The organism is Vibrio gangliei (genome assembly GCF_026001925.1).
In the GTDB taxonomy this organism is placed as follows: domain Bacteria; phylum Pseudomonadota; class Gammaproteobacteria; order Enterobacterales; family Vibrionaceae; genus Vibrio; species Vibrio gangliei.
On record NZ_AP021869.1, the window covers coordinates 2,119,212 to 2,139,364 of the forward strand.

23 protein-coding genes are annotated in these 20,153 nt (G+C 43.2%); 12 read left to right on the forward strand and 11 right to left on the reverse strand.

Annotated features, from left to right (window positions below; all coding sequences use genetic code 11):
* Positions 1–6: 6 nt before the first annotated feature.
* The 4 genes from pyrI (at position 7) to Vgang_RS09830 (ending at position 3,291) form a co-directional block, all read left to right on the forward strand.
* Positions 7–468: an aspartate carbamoyltransferase regulatory subunit gene (gene pyrI / locus Vgang_RS09815; protein ID WP_105900816.1), complete on the forward strand. Its 462-nt coding sequence runs from the start codon at positions 7–9 to the stop codon at positions 466–468.
* A 59-nt stretch (positions 469–527) separates the two neighbouring features.
* Positions 528–917 carry a RidA family protein gene (locus Vgang_RS09820; RefSeq protein WP_105900815.1) on the forward strand — a complete coding sequence of 130 codons (390 nt, stop codon included), beginning with the start codon at positions 528–530 and terminating at the stop codon, positions 915–917.
* Positions 918–1,096: 179 nt separating this feature from the next.
* Positions 1,097–1,585, forward strand: a complete 489-nt coding sequence (locus Vgang_RS09825; RefSeq protein WP_105900814.1) for a hypothetical protein — start codon at positions 1,097–1,099, stop codon at positions 1,583–1,585.
* Positions 1,582–3,291 carry a GGDEF domain-containing protein gene (locus Vgang_RS09830; protein ID WP_105900813.1) on the forward strand — a complete coding sequence of 570 codons (1,710 nt, stop codon included), beginning with the start codon at positions 1,582–1,584 and terminating at the stop codon, positions 3,289–3,291. The genes Vgang_RS09825 and Vgang_RS09830 overlap by 4 nt, the downstream gene beginning before the upstream one ends.
* 114 nt (positions 3,292–3,405) lie before the next feature.
* Here Vgang_RS09830 and Vgang_RS09835 read toward each other — a convergent pair whose 3' ends face one another.
* The 3 genes from Vgang_RS09835 to Vgang_RS09845 form a co-directional block, all read right to left on the reverse strand.
* On the reverse strand, positions 3,406–4,944 hold the full coding sequence (locus Vgang_RS09835; protein WP_105900812.1) for a DHA2 family efflux MFS transporter permease subunit: 1,539 nt from the start codon (positions 4,942–4,944) through the stop codon (positions 3,406–3,408).
* 9 nt (positions 4,945–4,953) lie between these two features.
* The gene (locus tag Vgang_RS09840; protein ID WP_105900811.1) at positions 4,954–6,138 is read right to left on the reverse strand and encodes an efflux RND transporter periplasmic adaptor subunit; all 1,185 of its coding nucleotides are present in this window, start codon (positions 6,136–6,138) and stop codon (positions 4,954–4,956) included.
* A gap of 77 nt (positions 6,139–6,215) precedes the next feature.
* Positions 6,216–6,656, reverse strand: a complete 441-nt coding sequence (locus Vgang_RS09845) for a MarR family transcriptional regulator (RefSeq protein ID WP_105900810.1) — start codon at positions 6,654–6,656, stop codon at positions 6,216–6,218.
* Positions 6,657–6,980: 324 nt separating this feature from the next.
* On the opposite strand from Vgang_RS09845, the gene corA reads away from it, so the two are divergent.
* Positions 6,981–7,934: a magnesium/cobalt transporter CorA gene (gene corA, locus Vgang_RS09850; RefSeq protein ID WP_105900809.1), complete on the forward strand. Its 954-nt coding sequence runs from the start codon at positions 6,981–6,983 to the stop codon at positions 7,932–7,934.
* Between the two features lie 163 nt (positions 7,935–8,097).
* Here corA and Vgang_RS09855 read toward each other — a convergent pair whose 3' ends face one another.
* The 8 genes from Vgang_RS09855 to mlaF all read right to left on the reverse strand — a co-directional run bounded on the left by Vgang_RS09855 (position 8,098) and on the right by mlaF (position 13,742).
* Positions 8,098–8,823 carry a 1-acylglycerol-3-phosphate O-acyltransferase gene (locus Vgang_RS09855; RefSeq protein ID WP_105900808.1) on the reverse strand — a complete coding sequence of 242 codons (726 nt, stop codon included), beginning with the start codon at positions 8,821–8,823 and terminating at the stop codon, positions 8,098–8,100.
* Between the two features lie 131 nt (positions 8,824–8,954).
* The gene (murA, locus tag Vgang_RS09860; protein ID WP_105900807.1) at positions 8,955–10,211 is read right to left on the reverse strand and encodes a UDP-N-acetylglucosamine 1-carboxyvinyltransferase; all 1,257 of its coding nucleotides are present in this window, start codon (positions 10,209–10,211) and stop codon (positions 8,955–8,957) included.
* An 81-nt stretch (positions 10,212–10,292) separates the two neighbouring features.
* Complete coding sequence (gene ibaG, locus Vgang_RS09865) at positions 10,293–10,547, reverse strand: BolA family iron metabolism protein IbaG (RefSeq protein WP_105900806.1); 255 nt, start codon at positions 10,545–10,547, stop codon at positions 10,293–10,295.
* Between the two features lie 15 nt (positions 10,548–10,562).
* The gene (locus tag Vgang_RS09870) at positions 10,563–10,880 is read right to left on the reverse strand and encodes an STAS domain-containing protein (RefSeq protein ID WP_105900805.1); all 318 of its coding nucleotides are present in this window, start codon (positions 10,878–10,880) and stop codon (positions 10,563–10,565) included.
* Positions 10,880–11,491 carry a phospholipid-binding protein MlaC gene (mlaC, locus tag Vgang_RS09875; RefSeq protein WP_105900928.1) on the reverse strand — a complete coding sequence of 204 codons (612 nt, stop codon included), beginning with the start codon at positions 11,489–11,491 and terminating at the stop codon, positions 10,880–10,882. Before mlaC ends, Vgang_RS09870 begins: the two co-directional genes overlap by 1 nt.
* Before the next feature lie 68 nt (positions 11,492–11,559).
* Entirely contained in the window at positions 11,560–12,066 is a 507-nt protein-coding gene (mlaD, locus tag Vgang_RS09880) for an outer membrane lipid asymmetry maintenance protein MlaD (RefSeq protein WP_105900804.1), read from the reverse strand.
* A 73-nt stretch (positions 12,067–12,139) separates the two neighbouring features.
* Positions 12,140–12,916: a lipid asymmetry maintenance ABC transporter permease subunit MlaE gene (gene mlaE, locus Vgang_RS09885; protein WP_406708309.1), complete on the reverse strand. Its 777-nt coding sequence runs from the start codon at positions 12,914–12,916 to the stop codon at positions 12,140–12,142.
* Positions 12,917–12,941: 25 nt separating this feature from the next.
* Positions 12,942–13,742: a phospholipid ABC transporter ATP-binding protein MlaF gene (mlaF, locus tag Vgang_RS09890; protein ID WP_105900802.1), complete on the reverse strand. Its 801-nt coding sequence runs from the start codon at positions 13,740–13,742 to the stop codon at positions 12,942–12,944.
* Positions 13,743–14,035: 293 nt separating this feature from the next.
* Between mlaF and Vgang_RS09895 the strand changes: the two genes are divergently transcribed.
* The 7 genes from Vgang_RS09895 to Vgang_RS09925 all read left to right on the forward strand — a co-directional run bounded on the left by Vgang_RS09895 (position 14,036) and on the right by Vgang_RS09925 (position 20,139).
* Complete coding sequence (locus tag Vgang_RS09895) at positions 14,036–15,001, forward strand: calcium/sodium antiporter (protein ID WP_105900801.1); 966 nt, start codon at positions 14,036–14,038, stop codon at positions 14,999–15,001.
* 86 nt (positions 15,002–15,087) lie between these two features.
* Positions 15,088–16,059, forward strand: coding sequence for an arabinose-5-phosphate isomerase KdsD (kdsD, locus tag Vgang_RS09900; protein WP_105900800.1), 972 nt, complete (start codon positions 15,088–15,090; stop codon positions 16,057–16,059).
* Positions 16,059–16,616 (forward strand): 3-deoxy-manno-octulosonate-8-phosphatase KdsC, encoded by a 558-nt coding sequence (kdsC, locus tag Vgang_RS09905; protein ID WP_105900799.1) that lies wholly within the window; start codon positions 16,059–16,061, stop codon positions 16,614–16,616. Before kdsD ends, kdsC begins: the two co-directional genes overlap by 1 nt.
* A complete protein-coding gene (gene lptC, locus Vgang_RS09910) occupies positions 16,616–17,179 on the forward strand; it encodes an LPS export ABC transporter periplasmic protein LptC (protein ID WP_105900798.1) in 564 nt (187 codons plus the stop codon). The genes kdsC and lptC overlap by 1 nt, the downstream gene beginning before the upstream one ends.
* Positions 17,160–17,672 (forward strand): lipopolysaccharide transport periplasmic protein LptA, encoded by a 513-nt coding sequence (lptA, locus tag Vgang_RS09915; protein WP_105900797.1) that lies wholly within the window; start codon positions 17,160–17,162, stop codon positions 17,670–17,672. Before lptC ends, lptA begins: the two co-directional genes overlap by 20 nt.
* Before the next feature lie 2 nt (positions 17,673–17,674).
* Positions 17,675–18,400 (forward strand): LPS export ABC transporter ATP-binding protein, encoded by a 726-nt coding sequence (gene lptB, locus Vgang_RS09920; protein ID WP_105900796.1) that lies wholly within the window; start codon positions 17,675–17,677, stop codon positions 18,398–18,400.
* Between the two features lie 308 nt (positions 18,401–18,708).
* Positions 18,709–20,139: an RNA polymerase factor sigma-54 gene (locus Vgang_RS09925; RefSeq protein WP_406708310.1), complete on the forward strand. Its 1,431-nt coding sequence runs from the start codon at positions 18,709–18,711 to the stop codon at positions 20,137–20,139.
* The last annotated feature ends 14 nt before the right edge of the window (positions 20,140–20,153 follow it).

Here is a 20,153-nt window from a genome sequence, read left to right on the forward strand (position 1 = left end):
CCCATCATGTCTAAACAAACTCAATTACAAGTTGAAGCAATTAAAAACGGTACCGTGATTGACCACATTCCTGCCAGCATCGGTATCAAGGTACTGAAGTTGTTTGAAATGGATAACTCAAAAGAAAAAGTGACCATTGGCTTGAACTTGCCATCATCGGCGCTCGGGCATAAAGATTTACTAAAAATCGAAAACACCTTCATTACCGAAGAACAAGCACAGAAGTTGGCTTTGTATGCACCGCACGCAACGGTTAATCAAATTGAAGAATACCAAGTGGTGAAAAAGTTAGCCCTAACACTACCTAAAGTGGTCACGGATGTGTTTAACTGTGCTAATAGCAATTGCATTACTCATAATGAGCCTGTCGCCAGCAGCTTTACTGTTATCGAAAAAGCCAACGACATTCGCTTAAAATGTAAGTATTGTGAAAAAAGCTTCTCACGCGAGATTATGACTGAGAAATAATGTTGTCTGGCAAGCGAGCCAGACATGTACAGACACTCACATCAATCATGGATATAACGATGACAAAAGTACTACATACAGAATCCGCTCCAGCCGCCATTGGCCCATACGTACAAGGCGTAGATTTAGGCAACATGGTCATGACTTCTGGCCAAATCCCAGTTAACCCAGTTACAGGTGATGTACCAGCTGAAATCACAGCGCAAGCGCGTCAATCTCTTGATAACGTCAAAGCGGTGGTAGAGTCTTCAGGTCTTACCGTTGCCGATATCGTAAAAATGACCGTGTTTGTAAAAGATCTCAACGACTTCGCCGCGGTTAACGAAGTGTATGGCGCTTTCTTTGATGAGCATAACGTGGCCAACTACCCAGCACGTTCATGTGTTGAAGTGGCTCGCTTACCAAAAGATGTTGGTATCGAAATAGAAGCCATTGCAGTACGTAAATAATTTATACCGATTATTTATATCAAAGGCTCACTAATACCAGTGGGCCTTGCTTATATTCCATCGACACTTCCATTTTCCTACTGCGATGACGGAGCTCTAATACAGCAGTCGTATTAATAGAAAATATTGTCAGAGTAGTGTTAGAATAGATGAAATTTCATACAGCCGGAGTCTGAATTATGAAGCATCTCATTCCCGCACGCCTTGCGATTATCGCTTTTTTCGCTATATGTTTTTCGCCTTTCAGTTTTGCGCAGCATGGCCAGATCTTCCTAACATTAGAAGATAAAGCGGGAAATCAAGTTAGCTTTACTCGTGAAGATCTTGAAGCCCTGCCACAAACAGAGTTCTCAACCACAACCCCTTGGACCAAAGGCACGCATACCTATCAAGGGCCAAAACTAAGCTTACTCACCGATAAGCTGCCTCAACCGCTCCAGTCTATCCGCATTTTTGCGATCAATGGTTATGCTTATGATATTACTGATGCTGAATTGAAGACCTACCCGTATACTTTGGCGCTAAAGCAAGATGGCCGTAACCTTACCGTTCGTAACAAAGGGCCATTGTGGGTGCTGCTGCCATTTGATCAAAATGCAGGTTATGCCACTAACCAAAAACTGCTAAATCAGAGCGTCTGGCAAGTCGATAAAATTAAGGCTTTATGATGAGTCGCTTTATCACAAAACCGGTTGCCCTCAACTTAACGTTCATTCTTTTATTTACGTTATTTACTAGCGGATTTCTGTGGAGTTTTTATTTACAGAAAGAGAATAATCAAAACATCGACCGTTTTTATCGCTCGACCAATTGGTATGCCAATCGCATGTTATACCAATCTGAAAAGTTTCTGTATCAAACGAAATTATACGAATTACATGCAACCGAATTAAATGATTTAAAGCTAAGTTATGATTTAGTCTGGAATCGCTTGCAACTTTTTTTAGAAGCCAACTCCACTGATTTATTACGCAGCGAACATCCCGATGTAACCGAGGATGTGAGAACCCTATTTAACACTATTCGTTCAATGGAAGTTTTTTTCGATCACCCTGAAATGATAGGAAATGCTGAATATCAAACCAAAGTGGCGGATGTGAAAAGTGGCTTATTAAATTTAAATTACTCTTTGAGTAAAGTGTTGAGTGGTACCATTAGCCAAGGCATACGTACCAATAATGAACTGATTCAATATTGGCAATTTGTGGTGTTTTTCATCACAACGATATTCGCCTTTATTCTGTTTCGCTTATCTCGTCGAGCATCGAAATTAGCGGAACTCGACCCATTAACTCAACTGGGTAACCGCCGAGCGCTCACCCAGCACCTGCGTCATCAAATACGTCATAAAAAACCAATCACACTGTGCGCCATTGATTTAAAACGCTTTAAACAAATCAACGATGACATTGGCTATCAAATTGGCGATAAAGTGTTAGTGGAATTTGCACATAAATTAACAACCTATCCGAAAAGTGTCGCATATCGTCTTGGTGGTGATGAGTTTGTCTTAATGATTTCACAAGTTGCCAATCAAGCAACTTTAACGAACTGGATTCAAGAATTAAAACAACATATCGAATTCACTTATCAAACTCATGAGCATCAAATAGCCGCCACCACGCGCTTAGGCATTGCTTTTATCGATGCTTCACTCGGCAATAACCATCAAATAGAAGCCAAAGCACTATTAGAGCAAGCCATCCAAGCACTGAATGAAACAAAACAAAATAGCGGTAAAGATTATGCTTTTTTCTCTGAAGCTATTGACCGAATCGAACAAGATCAAGAAAAAAGGCAGTTAATCCATGAATGGCTACAGGAATCCAATACTCCTTGTCCATTGATGATACGAACTCAACCCATGTTTAACCCAGAAAGCCAAGAAAATGAATTTGTTTCTATCTACTTTAATTGGAAGCACGATAATTCTTTATGCAGTATTGAGTGGTTAATTGAGCACCGAATCTATTCGCTGGCAATGCCCAAATTACTAGAGATCGCTTATCAACAAGAATCAAAGCCAATACTGCTGCGTTTATCGAGTCCGTATCAGCTAGAGCAATTACTGAAAGCAATGCCGGCGTCTTTGTTGGAAAAAGAGTTTGTGTATTGCCTACCACAAATGATGAAGCTCGATACCCATCTGATTGAACTTATTTGCTCATTAAGTATTTGTATTGCTTTGGAAAATGCTATTACCGAACATCTCATCGAAAAAGCCATATTTGAGCATGTCAGGTTTTGGACGCCCAACTATTTACCGGGTACCTACACCAAACAACAAGCCTTATTTGAACTGGCGCGTGCATACAACAAAACCATTTTATTGCCGGGAAATTTAATTAAACAGCGGGATAAACTCACCGTTTAAATTCGTGAACAGTGCGTGTGAAATCAACACCTAAGCTCTGTTGACCTGTTCGAGAACAATAAAAAAGGAGCGATTGTGAGCGCTCCTTTTCAGTTATTTCCTAAATTATAAAGACTAGTGCCCCGCAGATGCCGATGCAGCGCCAGGCCCACCAGATTTAATAAATGGCCCTTTGGCGAACCACACAATCACTATCAAACCAAAGAATAACCAACCAAGTAAGTAGAAATAGTCGATGGTTGAATTCATATATGCCTGCACGGTAATAATGCGATCTACCGCAGCCAGGTTAGTCTGAGTTTCACCGCCCATACGTTGAATATAATCCACCGCTGCTGGGTTGTAGTTGCTGACATGCTCGGTCAAGTTGGCATGATGGAAATCAGCACGACGCGTCCACATCCAAGTCGTGAGTGAGGATGCAAAACTCCCCCCCAGCACACGTAGGAAGGTCGTTAAACCTGACGCATCGGCAATTTCTTGTCCGTGTAAGTTTGACAAGAAAATCGTGGTCAGTGGCATAAACATAAAGGCAATCCCGATGCCCATGAACATCTGCACTTGAGCAATCGTGGCAAAATCAACGAACGTATTGAAATACGAACGCATAAAGCATGACAACCCAATCACCATAAACGAGATGCTGGCTAATAATCGCATATCCGATTTATGAGCGTATTTACCGACTAATGGCGTCAACAATAAAGGCAGAACCCCCATCGGCGCGGAAGCAAGACCAGCCCATATTGAGGTGTAGCCCATGTAAATTTGCAACCACTGAGGCAAGATCAAGTTAATCGCAAAAAACGCGGCATAACTTAACACAAGCGCGATAGTACCCACGGTATAGTTACGATCTTTAAACAGATAAAGGTTTACGATCGGATGCTTTTCGGTTAATTCCCAAATCACAAAGGAAATAAGGCACACCACCGCAATGCATGTCATCACAACAATATGCGTCGCCTCAAACCAGTCGGCATCATTCCCAAGATCGAGTACAACTTGCAGTAAGCCAACACCAACCACTAGCAAGGCAATACCAATAAAATCGATCGGCATTTTGGCTGTCACATCCACACGATCTTTCAATTGCTGCCATACCGTTAAGCAACAGAAAATACCAATAGGAATGTTAATAAAAAAGATCCATGGCCACGAATAGTTATCGGTAATCCAACCGCCCGTAATAGGACCAACAATCGGTGCGACCACGGTGACCATAGAAATGAGTGCCAACGCAGCACCACGCTTCACTGATGGGAAAATCGCCAACAGCAATGTCTGACACATTGGAAACATGGGACCAGCAAAGAAGCCTTGCAATGCACGGAATACAATCAATTCCGGCATGCTGGTTGCAATACCGCACAAAAATGACGACAAGGTAAACAAGGCTACCGAGGCCATAAATAAGCGTAATTGCCCAATGCGGCGCGAAAACCAGCCCGTCAGTGGCAGTGCGATTGCATTACACACCGCGAAAGAGGTGATCACCCAAGTACTTTGTTCCGAACTGACCCCGAGGTTACCGGCAATGGTCGGCAGAGCTACGTTAGCGATGGTACTGTCGAGCACCTGCATAAACGTTGCTAGCGCCAAAGCAATAACCGCTAAAGGGAGACTCGGAGGCGTATAAGTTTGCTCGTTCATGAACGCCTCTTACTGCGCTGCAGTCGTTACGCCAACATTTTCATGTAAGATTTTAGCTACCAATTTATCCACTTCTTCTAATGAGTTGTGGTAAACATCGGTATTGTAGCGTGCTTCTTGCTTAGGTAATTTCGCTAGCACTTTACCATCGGTATTACGAATATCGACTTTTGCGAGCATAGATAAACCAATACGCAATGGGTATTTATCTTGGTTTTGTTCTTCTAAGCGAATTTTAACTGGAAGACGTTGAACGATTTTAATCCAGTTGCCACTGGCGTTTTGTGCTGGCAATAAAGAGAAAGCACTACCAGTACCAATACCTAGGCTTTCAATTTCACCTTTGTATTCCACATCTTCACCATACAGATCCGAAGTTAGCGTCACTGGTTGCCCGATACGCATATCTTTCATTTGGCTTTCTTTAAAGTTCGCATCGACCCACACTTCATGCAGCGGCACAATGGTCATTAACTGACTACCTGGCTGAACTTGAGCACCCAGTTGTACTGCACGTTTTGCCACATAACCACTTACAGGTGCCACGATTTGAGTACGCATATTATCCAGGTAGCTTTTACGTAACGCAGCGACTGCAGATTTCACGCCTGGGTGTGTTTCTAGTACGGTGTTATCAACCAAAGCAACCGTCATTTCTAATGATTGCTCCGCCGCTTCTAATTGGCTTTTGGCTGATTCAACGTTGTCTTGGTAGTGAATCAAATCTTCTTTTGATATTGCACCACGTTCAACCAAGTTTTTACGACGATTGTAATCGCTTAAGGCTTGACGGTAAGCTACCTTGCTTGATTCCACTTTCGCCTTATAGTTATCCGCAGCCGCATACATGCTGCGAACTTCGCGAACTTTACTCGCCAGTTTTGCTTCAGCATCTTGCAATGCGATTTGCGTATCATTGGAATCAAGCTCTACCAAAACTTGCCCTTTCTTCACAAAATCGCCTTCATCAGGCACGACTTTAGTCACGGTACCAGCAATTTGAGGAGATAGCGCAATTAGGTTGCCATTCACATAAGCGTCATCGGTTTCTTCAACGAACTTGGCATACAGTTCGTAATAAGCAAACCATCCACCGCCGATCACCAATAAAGCAATCAATAAGATAAGAAAAGAGGTTTTACGTTTGCTTTTCGGTTTTACAGCAGCTTCAATATTTTCTTGTTTAGTTTCCATGATTCAACCATTTGATCATCAATATAATTATGTATTGCGAAAGTTTTATTCAGAGAGCGATGTCTCATCAAGAATAATTAACCTCGCGGCAGTAAGCGCTCTAATAAACCACTCAACTGCTTCACTTCTTGCGCTGATAAATCTCCTATCAGTAACGGGCTGACGTCATTTTCAATCACCTCGATACACTGATATAAAAGCGCTTCACCTGCAGGAGTGAGTATGAGTAACACTCCGCGTTTATCTTCTGGATTAGGCTGTTTTTCCAACAAAGACTTCTTCACTAATCGCTCAACCATTCTCGTCATTGAGCCACAATCGATAGCCAATAATTTACTGATTTCAGCGGGGGATTTCATACCATCAAACTGCATCGTCGCTAACACTTTGAACTGCGCTGGCGTGATATCAAGTGGCATAAGGTATTGAGTAAGAAGTCGTTCTTTATGGTGGTTCACTAGGGCAATCAATTTACCCAACGGAATGCCGGGTGCTTGCATATAAGAAAGAGTTGTCATGAGCCTAACTTCAATGCCTCCGCTATGTTGATTTGTTCTTTCGCTATTTTTCTTAACCATTTTTTCTAAGAAATTTTGGTTTCTAAGAAATATTTGTCTAATACAACATCTCTTTTACAACTTACCTGCCTAGGCAAATAAATGGGGATTTTAATTGCCTAGGCAACAAAGTGTCAATAAATATTTCAAAATGTAACTAAGAATTCATTTACTGACTTAATGAAACAGTGACTTAAAGCGCTAGAATGGCGATTCGAACTCGGAAAACGTAGCAGAGCTGTTAAGATAATGGTAAATGATGTCATCGAATAGGAGTGAACGACGATGCGATTTTTTAAAATCAACAATGGCTTTATTCAAGAGATTCAACACAGCCCTGGTGATGATATCGCGACCTTGATCGAAGACTCTGACTGGATTGATGCGCATAGCCCGAGCAATGAAGAACGCTACTTGCTCTCTCAGCAGTTAGGTTTAGAGCTGCCCGCATCGAATGATGTAGAAGAAATTGAGGCTTCATCACGCTACTTTGTCGATCCACAAGGTCTACACGTACACTCACTCTTTTTATCACCCAGTGAAGGCCGTCATACAACGGTTAACATTGCTTCAATTTTACAGCAAGACCGACTGATCACCATCCGAGAAGGCAGCATCGCCGATTTCCGTTTACTGCGTCTGAGAGCCCGTAAAGGCCAAGTACAATGTGATGATGTACAGTCGCTTTTTATTACGATATTAGAGCAAAAAGTTGAGAACCACGCCGATACCATTGAAGACATTCATCATCAGCTGGAAAAAATCAGCTATACGGTATTAGAAGAAGAGGAAGCCGATTGGGAAGACTGCATCAGTCGCTTAGCTCGCTTAGAGGATAGCAATGGAAAAATTCGCCTATGCTTGATGGATACACAGCGCGTGATTTCGTTCCTGTTGCGTCATTTAAAGTCGACCCCTGATCAACTTGAAACCCTTCGCGAAATCGTGCGAGATATTGAAACATTAATGTCTCACACCACTTTCTTATTTGAGAAAATAAATTTCTTAATGGATTCGGCGCAGGGCTTTATTAATATCGAACAAAACCAGATCATCAAAACGTTCTCAATTGCCGCGGTGGTGTTCCTGCCGCCAACTTTAATTGCCAGTATTTATGGTATGAACTTCCATTTGATTCCTGAACTCGATTGGACTTTTGGTTACCCATTAGCCTTGATACTCATGATCGCTTCTGGATTTGCGCCCTACTTCTATTTTAAACGCAAAGGTTGGTTATAACGTCCTTCCTTTCTCCTGTTCATTTCGAAGCAGACCATCTCCTTTTCCCTTCTCCGAAAAAGGAGAAAAAAGAAAAAAGCCAATGAACTGGATGCTCATTGGCTTTTGGGTATTCGAACCGTTACGCTCTCAAGGGACAACTCCTTGCTATGAGCCCAGTGATTTATTTTGCGTTACGCTCAGCCACTTCAGCGTCTAGCTGCTCTAGTTTGGCTTTCATTTGATTGCGACATTCCTTCAGTAATTCACGCACGTTTTCTTTATCGCACCCTTCGACACTGATCGGCGGTAACATCTCAACAATCACATGGCCGTTATTCCAACGGTTAATTTTTAGATTATCGGTCGAGCTACACACAATAGGAATAATCGGCACTTGCGCCGCAATCGCAGCATGGAACGCACCAGTTTTAAATGGCAATAAACCACGACCACGAGAACGCGTCCCTTCAGGGAACATCCACACCGAAACTTTGCTCTTTTTAATTTGTTCGGCCACTTGACTGATGGTGTCCATCGCCTTACTGCGGTTTGCACGGTCAATTAAGATATTACCGGTCAGCCAGTACAGTTGCCCGAATAAAGGCAACCACACTAGGCTTTTCTTACCAACGGTAACGACATTCGGTGTGACTGCCGCTGAAATGGTAAAGAGATCCCAGTTGTTTTGATGGTTTCCAAGGTAAATATGTTGACCACGCTCGTAAGCATTATCAGGAATACGTAATTCAAGTTTAATCCCAAAAACTTTCGACATACGGGCAAACATGCGGCCAAACGTAAAGACATGGCGGGGATTTCGTGGGCTAAATAAACAGTAGCCACAACCAAAAATAAACATGAAGAGAGCAAATATCGCGACAGCAATAATGCGTAGTAAAGCAATCATTCAGTGTCTCCAACGGGTAACGCGCAGATAGAAAAAACTTTACGCAGTACACAATAAAAAAGCCGAAACCGCAAGGCTTCAGCTTCTCTTAGCGAGAAAAGTGAGAGCCATTAATCTCCCACTCTTCCCAATTATTTAAAACGCTCGATGTTGGCACCTAGCGCATTCAATTTATTTTCAATGCGGTCATAACCACGGTCGATGTGATAAATACGATCCACAATGGTTTCACCTTTAGCAATACAACCAGCAATCACTAGACTTGCTGAAGCACGAAGATCGGTCGCCATCACCTGTGCACCGGTTAGCCCTTTGGTGTCGCCACAAATCACCGTATTACCTTCAATTTCCGCTTTTGCACCCATACGAAGTAATTCAGGTACATGCATGAAGCGGTTTTCAAAGATGGTTTCAGTGATCACGCCGCTGCCTTTTGCCATCATGTTGAGCAAAGTAAACTGCGCTTGCATATCGGTTGGAAAGCCTGGGTGCGGAGCAGTGCGAATATTCACCGCTTTCAGTTCACGACCCGTCATATCAAGGCTGATCCAGTCTTCGCCCGTTTCCACCTTCGCACCCGCTTCTTCAAGCTTAGCCAATACGGCTTCAAGCAAAGAGGCTTTGGTGTTACGACACACAATCTTGCCACCAGACACTGCCGCAGCAACAAGGAAAGTCCCGGTTTCAATTCGGTCAGCGACCACAGTATGCTTACCACCAGCGAGACGCTCTACGCCTTCAATGGTGATGGTGCCAGACCCTGCGCCAGTAATTTTCGCGCCTAATGCATTCAAAAATGCCGCAGTGTCTTCAATTTCAGGTTCACGAGCTGCATTTTCTAGTACCGTGGTACCTTCAGCTAAAGTAGCCGCACACATGATGGTAATGGTTGCGCCAACTGACACTTTGTCCATCACGATATGTGCGCCTTTCAAGCGGCCATCCACTTCGGCTTTGACATAACCTTCATCTAAAGTGATGGTGGCGCCTAATTGCTCAAGACCGTGAATATGAAGATCCACAGGACGAGCGCCAATGGCACAACCACCTGGCAGAGAAACTTGACCATGACCAAAACGTGCTACCAATGGACCTAACGCCCAAATTGATGCACGCATGGTTTTCACTAAATCATACGGTGCACAATACTCATGAATTGGGCCCGCATTAACATGCAAGACTTCGCCATCACGCTCAACTTCCGCACCTAAGCGCTTAAGTAATTCAATTGAAGTATCAATATCGCGTAATGCAGGAACATTCGCCACTTCGACTGGGCCTTCTGACAAAATCGCAGCAAATAAAATTGGCAACGCTGCATTTTTTGCACCAGAAATAGTGACTTCACCTTGTAACGGACCTGAGCCGTGTACTTTAAATTTTTCCATTAAAAACCTTGCTTGTTAACTTTTTATATCTAAGTCACATGAGTAATTTAAGCCTGAAAGATAATTTAAGCCAAAGGCTAGCTATAGCGACATTAACTTTTTATCGCGAGCCCATTCTTCAGGAGTAAATGTTTTGATTGATACGGCATGAATATCATTTCTTTGGATGTATTCCATCAAGGGCGCGTAAATTAATTGTTGTTTTTTAACGCGACTCATACCGTCAAACATGGCATCGACTGCCACCACTTCGTAGTGACTGCCTTCACCTTTGACATGAATTTCTTGTAATGACAAAGCGTCATCTAATATTTGTTTTACTTGGATAATGTCCACGTAACCCTCTAATTTTTAATGTTCAGTAGCCTGAATGTGCTCTGAGAGCAACCCATCCACATTGCTTAATTCCAACAAAGTGTGAAGTTGGCTTGGCATAAAGTGCAACATTATATGGCAATTTTGATTTTTTGCATGCTGTATTAAATGAATCAGCATCACCATACCGGTAGAATCCACTCGCTCAACCTGCTTTAAGCATACGTCATACTCGCTCACTTGCGGCTGCCATGCTTGTAATTGTTGCCAAAGTTGAGGCACACTTTCTCGGGTTAGCGGCCCGACAATCGCGCTTCTGGTCTCCGATTGCGTTTGCCAGCTCAAGGCCTTCACTATTTTTTCCCTTCAAAAACAATATCTTTCTTAGCAAGCTGAGCTAACTCTTGGCTCACTGCTGGAATGCCTTCTTGGCGAATTTTGCTGTTCCATTCTGATTGCTTGCTCGACAATAAGCTGATGCCTTCCGCCACCATATCGTACGCTTTCCACTCACCGGTTTTGTTATTTTTCAATAAAGTAAACTCAAGTTTGATATTTGGTCGTTGATTATCAACGATTTCAAGTGGAATCGACACAATGCGTGTATCGGCAGCAATATTCTTTTCAGGGGCAAACTGAATGGTTTGATCGGTGTATTGCGTTAACACTTGTGCGTAGTTGGTGATCAAATAGGCTCGGAATTCATCAATAAACTCAGCCACTTGTTTTTTATCCGCACCGCGTAAATTCGGTCCTAATAACTTCAATGCCGCGTATTGATAATTGACGTACGGCATCATTTCTTCATCAACGATGGTTTTTAAATAATTGGGATCGGCTTGAATTTTAGGCTGTTCAGATTTTAAACGTTGAAAGGTTTTATCCGCCACAGCATGGATCAATTGATACGGATTGCTTGAATCCATTTCTGCCGCTGGTGAAGAAAAAGAAAAGATTGCCAGCATAAAAGCCAATGCAATCGATGAGAAATGAGAAAAACGTTTTAAGTAAGACATGATCTACTCCTTGTCTTTTACTGCTCAGAACTCTTATCTGAATCATTCTGACCTGAGTCTTTATTGCCATAGAGGAATTGGCCGATCAAATCCTCTAGCACTAACGCAGACTTGGTGTCCTCAATAAAATCCCCATCTTGTAAGGTGGTACTGACCCCTTCCATCACAAAACCTGGAACTAAACTGATGTATTGCTCACCAATCAAACCGGACGTTAAAATTTGCGCACTTGACGTATCAGGGTATTCACCAAATTGGCGACCAATCGCCATACTCACCACAGGCACATAATCGGTCGTATCCAAACTAATGTTGGTGACTTGCCCAACCACAACCCCACCAACTTTCACCGGCGAACGTACTTTTAAGTTGCCGATGTTATCAAAGCGCGCTTTCAAAATATAATTATCACTTGGACCAATGCTAGTGACATTCGCCACTTTAAACATCATCACCAAAATGGCAATCACGCCTAAAAGAACAAAGCTACCTACCATTAATTCTAAACGACGATTCGTTTGCATGATTTACTTCCAATATAAATTCAAACTTGTTGATTAAATGGGCGATTGATTGAATAACGTCTTAAAAAACCAATTAATGCCCGAACATCACCGCGGTCAAAATAAAGTCCAGCCCTAAAACCGCGAGTGAAGAATGCACAACAGTACGTGTGGTCGCGCGGCTGATCCCCTCAGAGGTGGGTACACAGTCGTAACCATTAAATAATGCAATCCAAATAATGGTAACGGCAAACACTAAGCTCTTTATCACACTGTTTCCGATGTCGTAGCCCAAGCTAACTGACGATTGCATCGCTGACCAGTAACTGCCGCCATCAATACCTTTCCATTCCACACCGACAATTTGTCCGCCCCAAATGCCAACCGCCATGAAGATCATCGCGAGGAGTGGCATCGCAATCACACCAGCCCAAAAACGTGGCGCGACAACTCGGCGTAAGGGGTCGATCGCCATCATTTCTAAGCTCGACAGCTGCTCGGTGGCTTTCATTAACCCGATTTCAGCAGTTAACGCAGAACCAGCCCGGCCAGCAAATAATAAAGCTGTCACCACTGGGCCAAGTTCACGTAACAACGACAATGCGACCATTTGGCCTAAGCTACCTTCCGCACCATAATCGACCAAAATAATGTAGCCTTGTAGGCTCAACACCATACCGATAAATAAACCAGACACCACAATGATCGCCAAAGATTGCACGCCAACTGCGTACAATTGCTTAATCAACAGTGGTGTATTTTTCTTAAATTGTGGCACACCAACCAAAGCACCCCACAACATTAATGACGCTCTTCCCCACGACTCTGCCAATGATAAGGTTCTCGCCCCTAGCCTAGCAATTCGATTCAGGAAAGCTTCAACAAAAGACTGCTGCTTATTCACGGCCAAAAATATCCTTTTCTATCGCTAAGGCAGGAAAATGAAACGGTACCGGGCCATCTTCTTGACCTAACAAAAACTGCTGTACCCGCGGATCTTGATTCTGTCTAAGTTCATCTGGGCTACCTTGTGCAATCACCTTACCATTCGAGAGCAAATAAACATGATCAGCAATGCTCATCACTTCAGGCACATCGTGTGAAACCACTATCGAAGTCACGCCAAGTGCATGGTTAAGATTTTTGATAAGCTCCACCAGCACGCCCATGGTAATAGGATCTTGGCCAACAAATGGTTCGTCATACATAATGAGTTCAGGATCAAGCGCAATCGCCCTTGCCAACGCAGCGCGGCGTGCCATACCGCCAGAGAGCTCACTTGGCATTAATTGTGCCGCGCCTCTCAAGCCCACCGCCTCTAATTTCAGCTTTACCAAAGTGTCGATTAATTCTTGAGGCAATTGAGTGTGCTCTCGCAGTGGAAAAGCGACGTTATCATACACATTCATGTCGGTGAACAATGCGCCAGATTGAAACAACATGCTCATTTTCTTACGCACTTGATACAAACGCTGGCGGCTCAACGTGGGGATATTATCACCATCAAACCAAATCTCACCTTGTGTCGGAGCAATTTGCCCACCAATCAGCCTTAGCAAGGTCGTCTTACCAATGCCTGACGGCCCCATGATCGCGGTAATTTTTCCTTTCGGGATCGACAAGCTCACGTCATCAAAGATGGCGCGTTGATTGCGATGAAAAGACAATGATTTAATGGATACCAATTCCGATGTCATAGCAACTCTTAATAAAAGATAACAAACACCCTACATTCCGGCATCATATACCTAAACCCCTCCAAGATGCGAATTTCAGCCTGTTTAAAACAAATTTTCTCTCATCCAACGCCATTAATAACGCAGCAGCTTCACATTCGAAAGGGATAAATCATTAATAAATATGTCCAAGGACTTCCTTTTTGTTACGCTAACCGTCAAAATTGCGCCTCTTAAATTTTACGGTCATTTAATCTATCCATGGTTGAATGGACTAAGCCTATTGTCATTGATCAAACGAAACAGGGATTATCATGTTACTTGCTGTCGTATTACTTATTGTTGGCCTCGCGCTCTTGGTTTGGAGTGCTGATAAATTAGTTTATGGCTCCGCAGCGGTGGCAAAAAACATGGGTATATCCCCTCTTGTTATCGGCATGACGGTACTGGCGATGGGGTCTTCTGCGCCAGAAATGATTGTTTCAGCCACGGCAGCTTTTGATGGTCGAACCGATACAGCAATCGGCAACGTATTGGGCTCAAACATTGCCAACATCGCTTTGATTTTAGGTATCACCGCGATGGTGAAACCGCTGAGTATCAGCTCAACTGTATTACGCCGCGAACTCCCATTGATGATTATTGTCACACTCATTGCCGGTGCTTTATTTTGGGATGGTTACTTAGGCTTTACTGAAGGTTTAATCCTTATTGCTCTATTTGTTGGCTTTATCTTATTCATGATTAAAATCAGCAAAGACAACCGTGGCGAGCAAGATGTGATGGTTGAGCAACAAGAGTCTGAAATTCCAGAAGGCGTAAGCAACAGCAAAGCGCTGTTTTGGGTTTTGGTGGGTTTGGGCTTATTACTGTTTTCGGCAGACTTATTGGTAACCAATGCCGTGATCATCGCTAAATACTTAGGTATGAGTGATCTTGTGATTGGCTTAACCATCATTGCTGTCGGCACTAGCTTGCCAGAACTGGCGGCCTCTTTAGCTGGCGTTCTTAAAGGGGAAGATGATATGGCTGTAGGGAATATCATCGGCTCAAACATCTTCAATATTCTTGCGGTTATGGGGTTACCGGCAATCATTCACCCATCCATGATCAGCGAACTGGTTATGAACCGTGATTTTTGGGTCATGCTTGCGATATCATTACTGCTGGTTGTAATGACGTTTGGTAAATCTCGTAGCATCAACCGTATCGAAGGTGCAGCACTCTTTTTGTGTTTCTTAGCTTATATCGGCTATCTGTTTTACAATATGAGCGCTTAACTCAGCGAGCACACTTACGAGCAGCGATACCGCTCACTCGCGTTGCTAATTCGATGAGATAAATAAAAATTATTAGGAATAAAATTATGTCGACTTGTTTTGATTATCGCTCTGTAGCAAATGATGTTTTATCGATTGAAATGCGTGGATTGCAGCAATTAACTCAGTATTTCAACGAACAATTTGACCAAGCGTGTGACATGATTTTACACAACCAAGGCAAAGTGGTTGTGATGGGGATGGGAAAATCTGGCCATATTGGTAAAAAGATTGCCGCCACTCTCGCCAGCACTGGCACCTCTGCTTTTTTTGTTCATCCAGGAGAAGCCAGTCATGGTGACCTAGGCATGATCGAGTCGGGTGACATTGTTATCGCCATTTCAAACTCAGGTGAATCGTCTGAAATTCTTGCCTTGTACCCAGTATTGAAACGCCGCCACATTCGCATCATTGGCGTGACCGGCAAGCCTGAATCTAACATGGCGAAACTGGCTGACTTGCATTTACAAATTACCGTGCCAGAAGAAGCCTGCCCACTCGATCTTGCGCCAACAGCAAGCACCACTGCCACACTGGTGATGGGGGATGCCCTAGCCATTGCGATTATGCAGGCACGTGGCTTCACTTCTGAAGATTTTGCCTTGTCTCACCCTGGTGGCGCACTAGGCCGCAAACTGCTGCTCAAATTATCAGACATCATGCATTCTGGTGAGGCACTGCCTACGGTATCAAAAGACGCACTCATTCGTGATGCCCTACTGGAAGTGTCACAAAAAGGTCTCGGTATGACCGCGATTGTCGAGGATGATATGACACTGCTCGGCATTTTCACCGATGGGGATTTACGTCGCTTACTCGACCAACGTATTGATGTTCACACCACGCCAATTAGCCAAGTAATGACCAAGAACCCAACCATCGCAGCGCCAAATTTACTGGCCGTTGAAGGTTTGAATATCATGCAAGAAAAAAGTATCAATGGCTTAATGCTATGCCAAGATGGTAAATTAGTAGGCGCATTGAATATGCATGACCTACTGAAAGCCGGAGTAATGTAATGAGTCGAATGACGCCAACCCCTTATGGTCAGGCCCCAACGGCGATCATGAAAATCGCCAAAAATATCCAATTACTCATTTGTGATGTTGATGGGGTCTTTTCTGATGGCCTAGTCTACATGGGTAACCAAGGCGAAGAGCTTAAAACCTTTCACACTCGCGACGGTTACGGCGTAAAATCATTAATGCAAGCAGGCATTGAGATTGCCATCATCACGGGTCGACAGTCTCAAATCGTCGAAAATCGCATGCAGGCACTTGGTATCACTTTGATTTATCAGGGGCAAGATAACAAACTTGTCGCTTACCAAGATATTCTGCAAAAATTAAATATTGCACCAGAGCAGGTTGGTTATATCGGTGATGATCTGATTGACTGGCCTGTAATGGAAAAAGTGGGATTGAAAGTGTGTGTTGCTGACGGTCATCCACTACTGCGTCAACGTGCTAACTACGTGACTCACATTCAAGGCGGCCACGGCGCTGTCCGCGAAGTGTGTGATTTGATTTTACAAGCACGTGATGAACTCGAAGCTTATCAAGGATTAAGTATTTAATGAGCATATCTAGACTCATTTATCTGCTGTTGATTTTTATCGCCTCATGGTCTGCCTATTACTTGTATGAGCAGTCAGGGGATGATTTTGAGCAAGCTATTCCTAGTTTAGAAGCCCCTATGTTCACCGGCGAACATCTTTATAACACCAGTTATGATGAAACCGGCTTACGTAATTACAAAATGTATTCGGAATCATTAGAGCACTTTGCTCAAGATGGTCATACCGTCTTCCACTCACCTAAACTGATTATCTATCGCGAAGGTGAAATTGAAGAATGGATCATCACAGCCGATGATGCCGTACTAAGTAAAGATCATATTTTAACCTTACAGAACAATGTTCTAGGTAGAAATGTGCTCGAAGGCGCCAGTTTTGAGCGTCTGACTACCGAAAAAATGCAGATTAATCTTGATAGCAAAGATTTTGAAACCGATACCCAAGTCACGATGACCGGACCGCAATTCACCAATATTGGTAATGCGATGAAAGGTAATTTTGAAACCAACCTCGCGACTTTATTTGATCAAGTACAAGGTACCTATGAAAAACTTACGCCTTAGATCCTTATTCGCTAGCGCATTACTTTGTGCACTCATCCCTGCCGCTTCATGGGCACTGACTAGCGATCAAAAACAGCCTATTCATATTACGTCTGATAGCCAAGACCTTGATATGAAAAGCAATAAAGTCACATTTACCGGTAATGTGAAATTGACCCAAGGCAGCATCTTGTTGACCTCAGATAAATTGATTGTATTTCGTAACGCCAAAACCGGCGAATTAACCGAAATCCAAGGCTATGGTAAACCATCGCATTTTTCACAAAAAACCGATGACGGCAAGTTACTCAAAGGCCAAGCCAATAAATTGGTGTACAACGTCGCCAGTGATGAACTGGTGATGACAGACAATGCGGAATTACACCAAGATGACAGCACGATCAAAGGCAAAGTCATCACTTACCATATTTCTAGCCAGAACCTAAAAGCGAATGGCGGTAACGGTGAACGTGTATCAACAGTGATTCAACCCGCGCAATTGGAACAGAAATAATTATGGCAACACTGAAAGCAGAAAAACTGGCCAAAACTTACGGTAACCGCCGCGTGGTGAGTGATGTGGGTTTGGAAGTAAAATCAGGACAAATTGTCGGGTTATTAGGCCCAAATGGTGCAGGTAAAACTACGTCGTTTTATATGATCGTGGGTCTTGTTTCACGCGATGAAGGCACCATTAGCATCGATGATACCGATATCAGCATCTTACCTATGCATCAACGTTCTCGCATGGGTATCGGCTACTTGCCGCAAGAAGCCTCGATCTTCCGTAAATTATCAGTCGAAGATAACATCATGGCGGTGTTGCAAACCCGTGATGAGTTATCAAAAGAAGATAAACACGACCGTTTAGAAGAGCTATTAGATGAGTTCCATATTCAGCACATTCGTAAAAGTGCCGGTATGGCGCTATCCGGCGGTGAGCGTCGTCGTGTTGAGATTGCTCGTGCGCTAGCTGCCAATCCTAAATTCATTCTATTGGATGAACCTTTTGCTGGTGTTGACCCAATTTCGGTTATTGATATCAAAAAGATCATCGAACACCTACGCGATCGTGGCTTAGGCGTGCTCATCACCGACCACAACGTACGTGAAACACTGGATGTTTGTGAACACGCTTACATCGTGAGCCAAGGGCATCTCATCGCCAATGGCACACCGGAAGAAGTACTGAATGACGAACAAGTGAAGAAAGTTTACCTAGGCGAGCAATTCCGCCTGTAATCATCATTCTTCATCAGCCAACTTTGACCTTTAGAGTGAAAGGACACACTCCAGAAAGATCAAAGTCAAAAAATGATACCATTATCATTAATTGTGAATTCGATTAATGATAATGGTATAGGAAGAAACTCAACGTATTTGCTGTCATCGTAAGTTTAGCGATGAATCCGTTAGACGAACTGAAATATATAACGAGGTTGTCTCACAACCACACAACAAAGACGAAGGGAATAATAGGGATATTTGCATAAGGCATTGATTATTGCATGAAGTCATCACTACAACTTAAATTTGGCCAACAGCTTTCCATGACTCCTCAGCTACAGCAGGCGATCCGCTTGTTGCAGCTTTCTACACTCGACTTACAGCAAGAAATTCAAGAAGCATTAGATTCCAACCCATTACTGGAAGTCGATGACAATTTCGATGACATCAATAATGATGCAACCAAAAATGATGAATCTAACAGCACAGCAGAAACCCTACAAGCAGAGGCAACGTCTGAGCCAGAACTTACCGATAGCTCTGAACAATTCGAACAATCCACCATTAGTGATGATCTCAGCATTGATGCAACCTGGGATGATGTGTACAGCGCCAATACCGGCAGCACGGGGATTAGTAGCGATGATGAACTCCCGGTCTATCAAGGTGAGACAACGCAAACCTTGCAAGATTACCTCGAATGGCAATTAGAACTGACACCATTTAGCGATATTGACCGCACAATTGCCTTAGCGATTTTAGATAGCCTAGATCAATATGGTTATGTCACAGAAAGCCTAGAAGATATTCAACAAAGTTTAGGCAATGACGAGATTGAACTCGATGAGATTGAAGCGGTACTCAAACGCATTCAACAATTTGATCCACTTGGTGTGGCTTCACGTAACCTACAAGAGTGTTTACTCCTGCAACTGGCGATTTACCCAACAGACACACCTTGGCTAGCCGAAGCAAAAATGGTGCTTCACGATCATATCGATGCGCTAGGTAATCGTGATTACAAATTGATTTGTAAAGAGACTAAACTCAAAGAGGATGAGCTCAAGCAGATTCTTGGTTTAATCCAGCAGTTAGATCCAAGACCGGGTAACCACATCAGTGCCGATGACATTGAATATGTTGTACCTGATGTTTCCGTGTTTAAAGATAAAGGTAAATGGACAGTTGCTATAAATCCTGACAGTGTGCCACGCTTAAAAGTGAACCAAGAGTATGCCGCACTGGGCAAAGGCAGCAGCAGTGATAGCCAATATATTCGTACCCATGTTCAAGAAGCCAAATGGCTAATCAAGAGCCTTGAAAGCCGAAACGAGACACTGCTCAAAGTTGCTCGTTGTATTGTTGAACATCAACAAGATTTCTTTGAATATGGTGAAGAAGCGATGAAACCAATGGTCCTCAATGATATTGCACAAGATGTCGATATGCATGAGTCCACCATTTCACGTGTCACCACCCAAAAATACATGCACACACCAAGAGGAATTTTCGAACTTAAATACTTCTTCTCAAGCCATGTAAGCACCGAAACCGGAGGAGAATGCTCTTCTACCGCAATTCGTGCTTTAATTAAAAAATTGGTGGCGGCCGAAGACAGTAAGAAGCCGTTAAGTGACAGTAAAATTGCAGCCCTTTTAGTTGAACAAGGAATACAAGTCGCAAGAAGAACCATTGCGAAATATCGTGAATCGCTTGGTATTGCACCTTCTAGTCAACGTAAACGCCTACTCTAACCAGTAGCAAAATA

What these genes read in the sequence shown, in the direction of transcription:
- lptA (WP_105900797.1), top strand. Translation starts at nt 17,160, where the DNA reads ATGAAAAACTTACGCCTTAGATCCTTATTCGCTAGCGCATTACTTTGT.
- Vgang_RS09895 (WP_105900801.1), top strand. Translation starts at nt 14,036, where the DNA reads ATGTTACTTGCTGTCGTATTACTTATTGTTGGCCTCGCGCTCTTGGTT.
- mlaD (WP_105900804.1), bottom strand. Translation starts at nt 12,066, where the DNA reads ATGCAAACGAATCGTCGTTTAGAATTAATGGTAGGTAGCTTTGTTCTT.
- Vgang_RS09845 (WP_105900810.1), bottom strand. Translation starts at nt 6,656, where the DNA reads ATGACAACTCTTTCTTATATGCAAGCACCCGGCATTCCGTTGGGTAAA.
- murA (WP_105900807.1), bottom strand. Translation starts at nt 10,211, where the DNA reads ATGGAAAAATTTAAAGTACACGGCTCAGGTCCGTTACAAGGTGAAGTC.
- Vgang_RS09855 (WP_105900808.1), bottom strand. Translation starts at nt 8,823, where the DNA reads ATGATTGCTTTACTACGCATTATTGCTGTCGCGATATTTGCTCTCTTC.
- Vgang_RS09925 (WP_406708310.1), top strand. Translation starts at nt 18,709, where the DNA reads ATGACTCCTCAGCTACAGCAGGCGATCCGCTTGTTGCAGCTTTCTACA.
- pyrI (WP_105900816.1), top strand. Translation starts at nt 7, where the DNA reads ATGTCTAAACAAACTCAATTACAAGTTGAAGCAATTAAAAACGGTACC.
- lptB (WP_105900796.1), top strand. Translation starts at nt 17,675, where the DNA reads ATGGCAACACTGAAAGCAGAAAAACTGGCCAAAACTTACGGTAACCGC.
- mlaF (WP_105900802.1), bottom strand. Translation starts at nt 13,742, where the DNA reads ATGACATCGGAATTGGTATCCATTAAATCATTGTCTTTTCATCGCAAT.
- kdsC (WP_105900799.1), top strand. Translation starts at nt 16,059, where the DNA reads ATGAGTCGAATGACGCCAACCCCTTATGGTCAGGCCCCAACGGCGATC.
- Vgang_RS09825 (WP_105900814.1), top strand. Translation starts at nt 1,097, where the DNA reads ATGAAGCATCTCATTCCCGCACGCCTTGCGATTATCGCTTTTTTCGCT.
- mlaC (WP_105900928.1), bottom strand. Translation starts at nt 11,491, where the DNA reads ATGCTGGCAATCTTTTCTTTTTCTTCACCAGCGGCAGAAATGGATTCA.
- kdsD (WP_105900800.1), top strand. Translation starts at nt 15,088, where the DNA reads ATGTCGACTTGTTTTGATTATCGCTCTGTAGCAAATGATGTTTTATCG.
- Vgang_RS09820 (WP_105900815.1), top strand. Translation starts at nt 528, where the DNA reads ATGACAAAAGTACTACATACAGAATCCGCTCCAGCCGCCATTGGCCCA.
- Vgang_RS09830 (WP_105900813.1), top strand. Translation starts at nt 1,582, where the DNA reads ATGATGAGTCGCTTTATCACAAAACCGGTTGCCCTCAACTTAACGTTC.
- corA (WP_105900809.1), top strand. Translation starts at nt 6,981, where the DNA reads ATGCGATTTTTTAAAATCAACAATGGCTTTATTCAAGAGATTCAACAC.
- Vgang_RS09835 (WP_105900812.1), bottom strand. Translation starts at nt 4,944, where the DNA reads ATGAACGAGCAAACTTATACGCCTCCGAGTCTCCCTTTAGCGGTTATT.
- Vgang_RS09840 (WP_105900811.1), bottom strand. Translation starts at nt 6,138, where the DNA reads ATGGAAACTAAACAAGAAAATATTGAAGCTGCTGTAAAACCGAAAAGC.
- lptC (WP_105900798.1), top strand. Translation starts at nt 16,616, where the DNA reads ATGAGCATATCTAGACTCATTTATCTGCTGTTGATTTTTATCGCCTCA.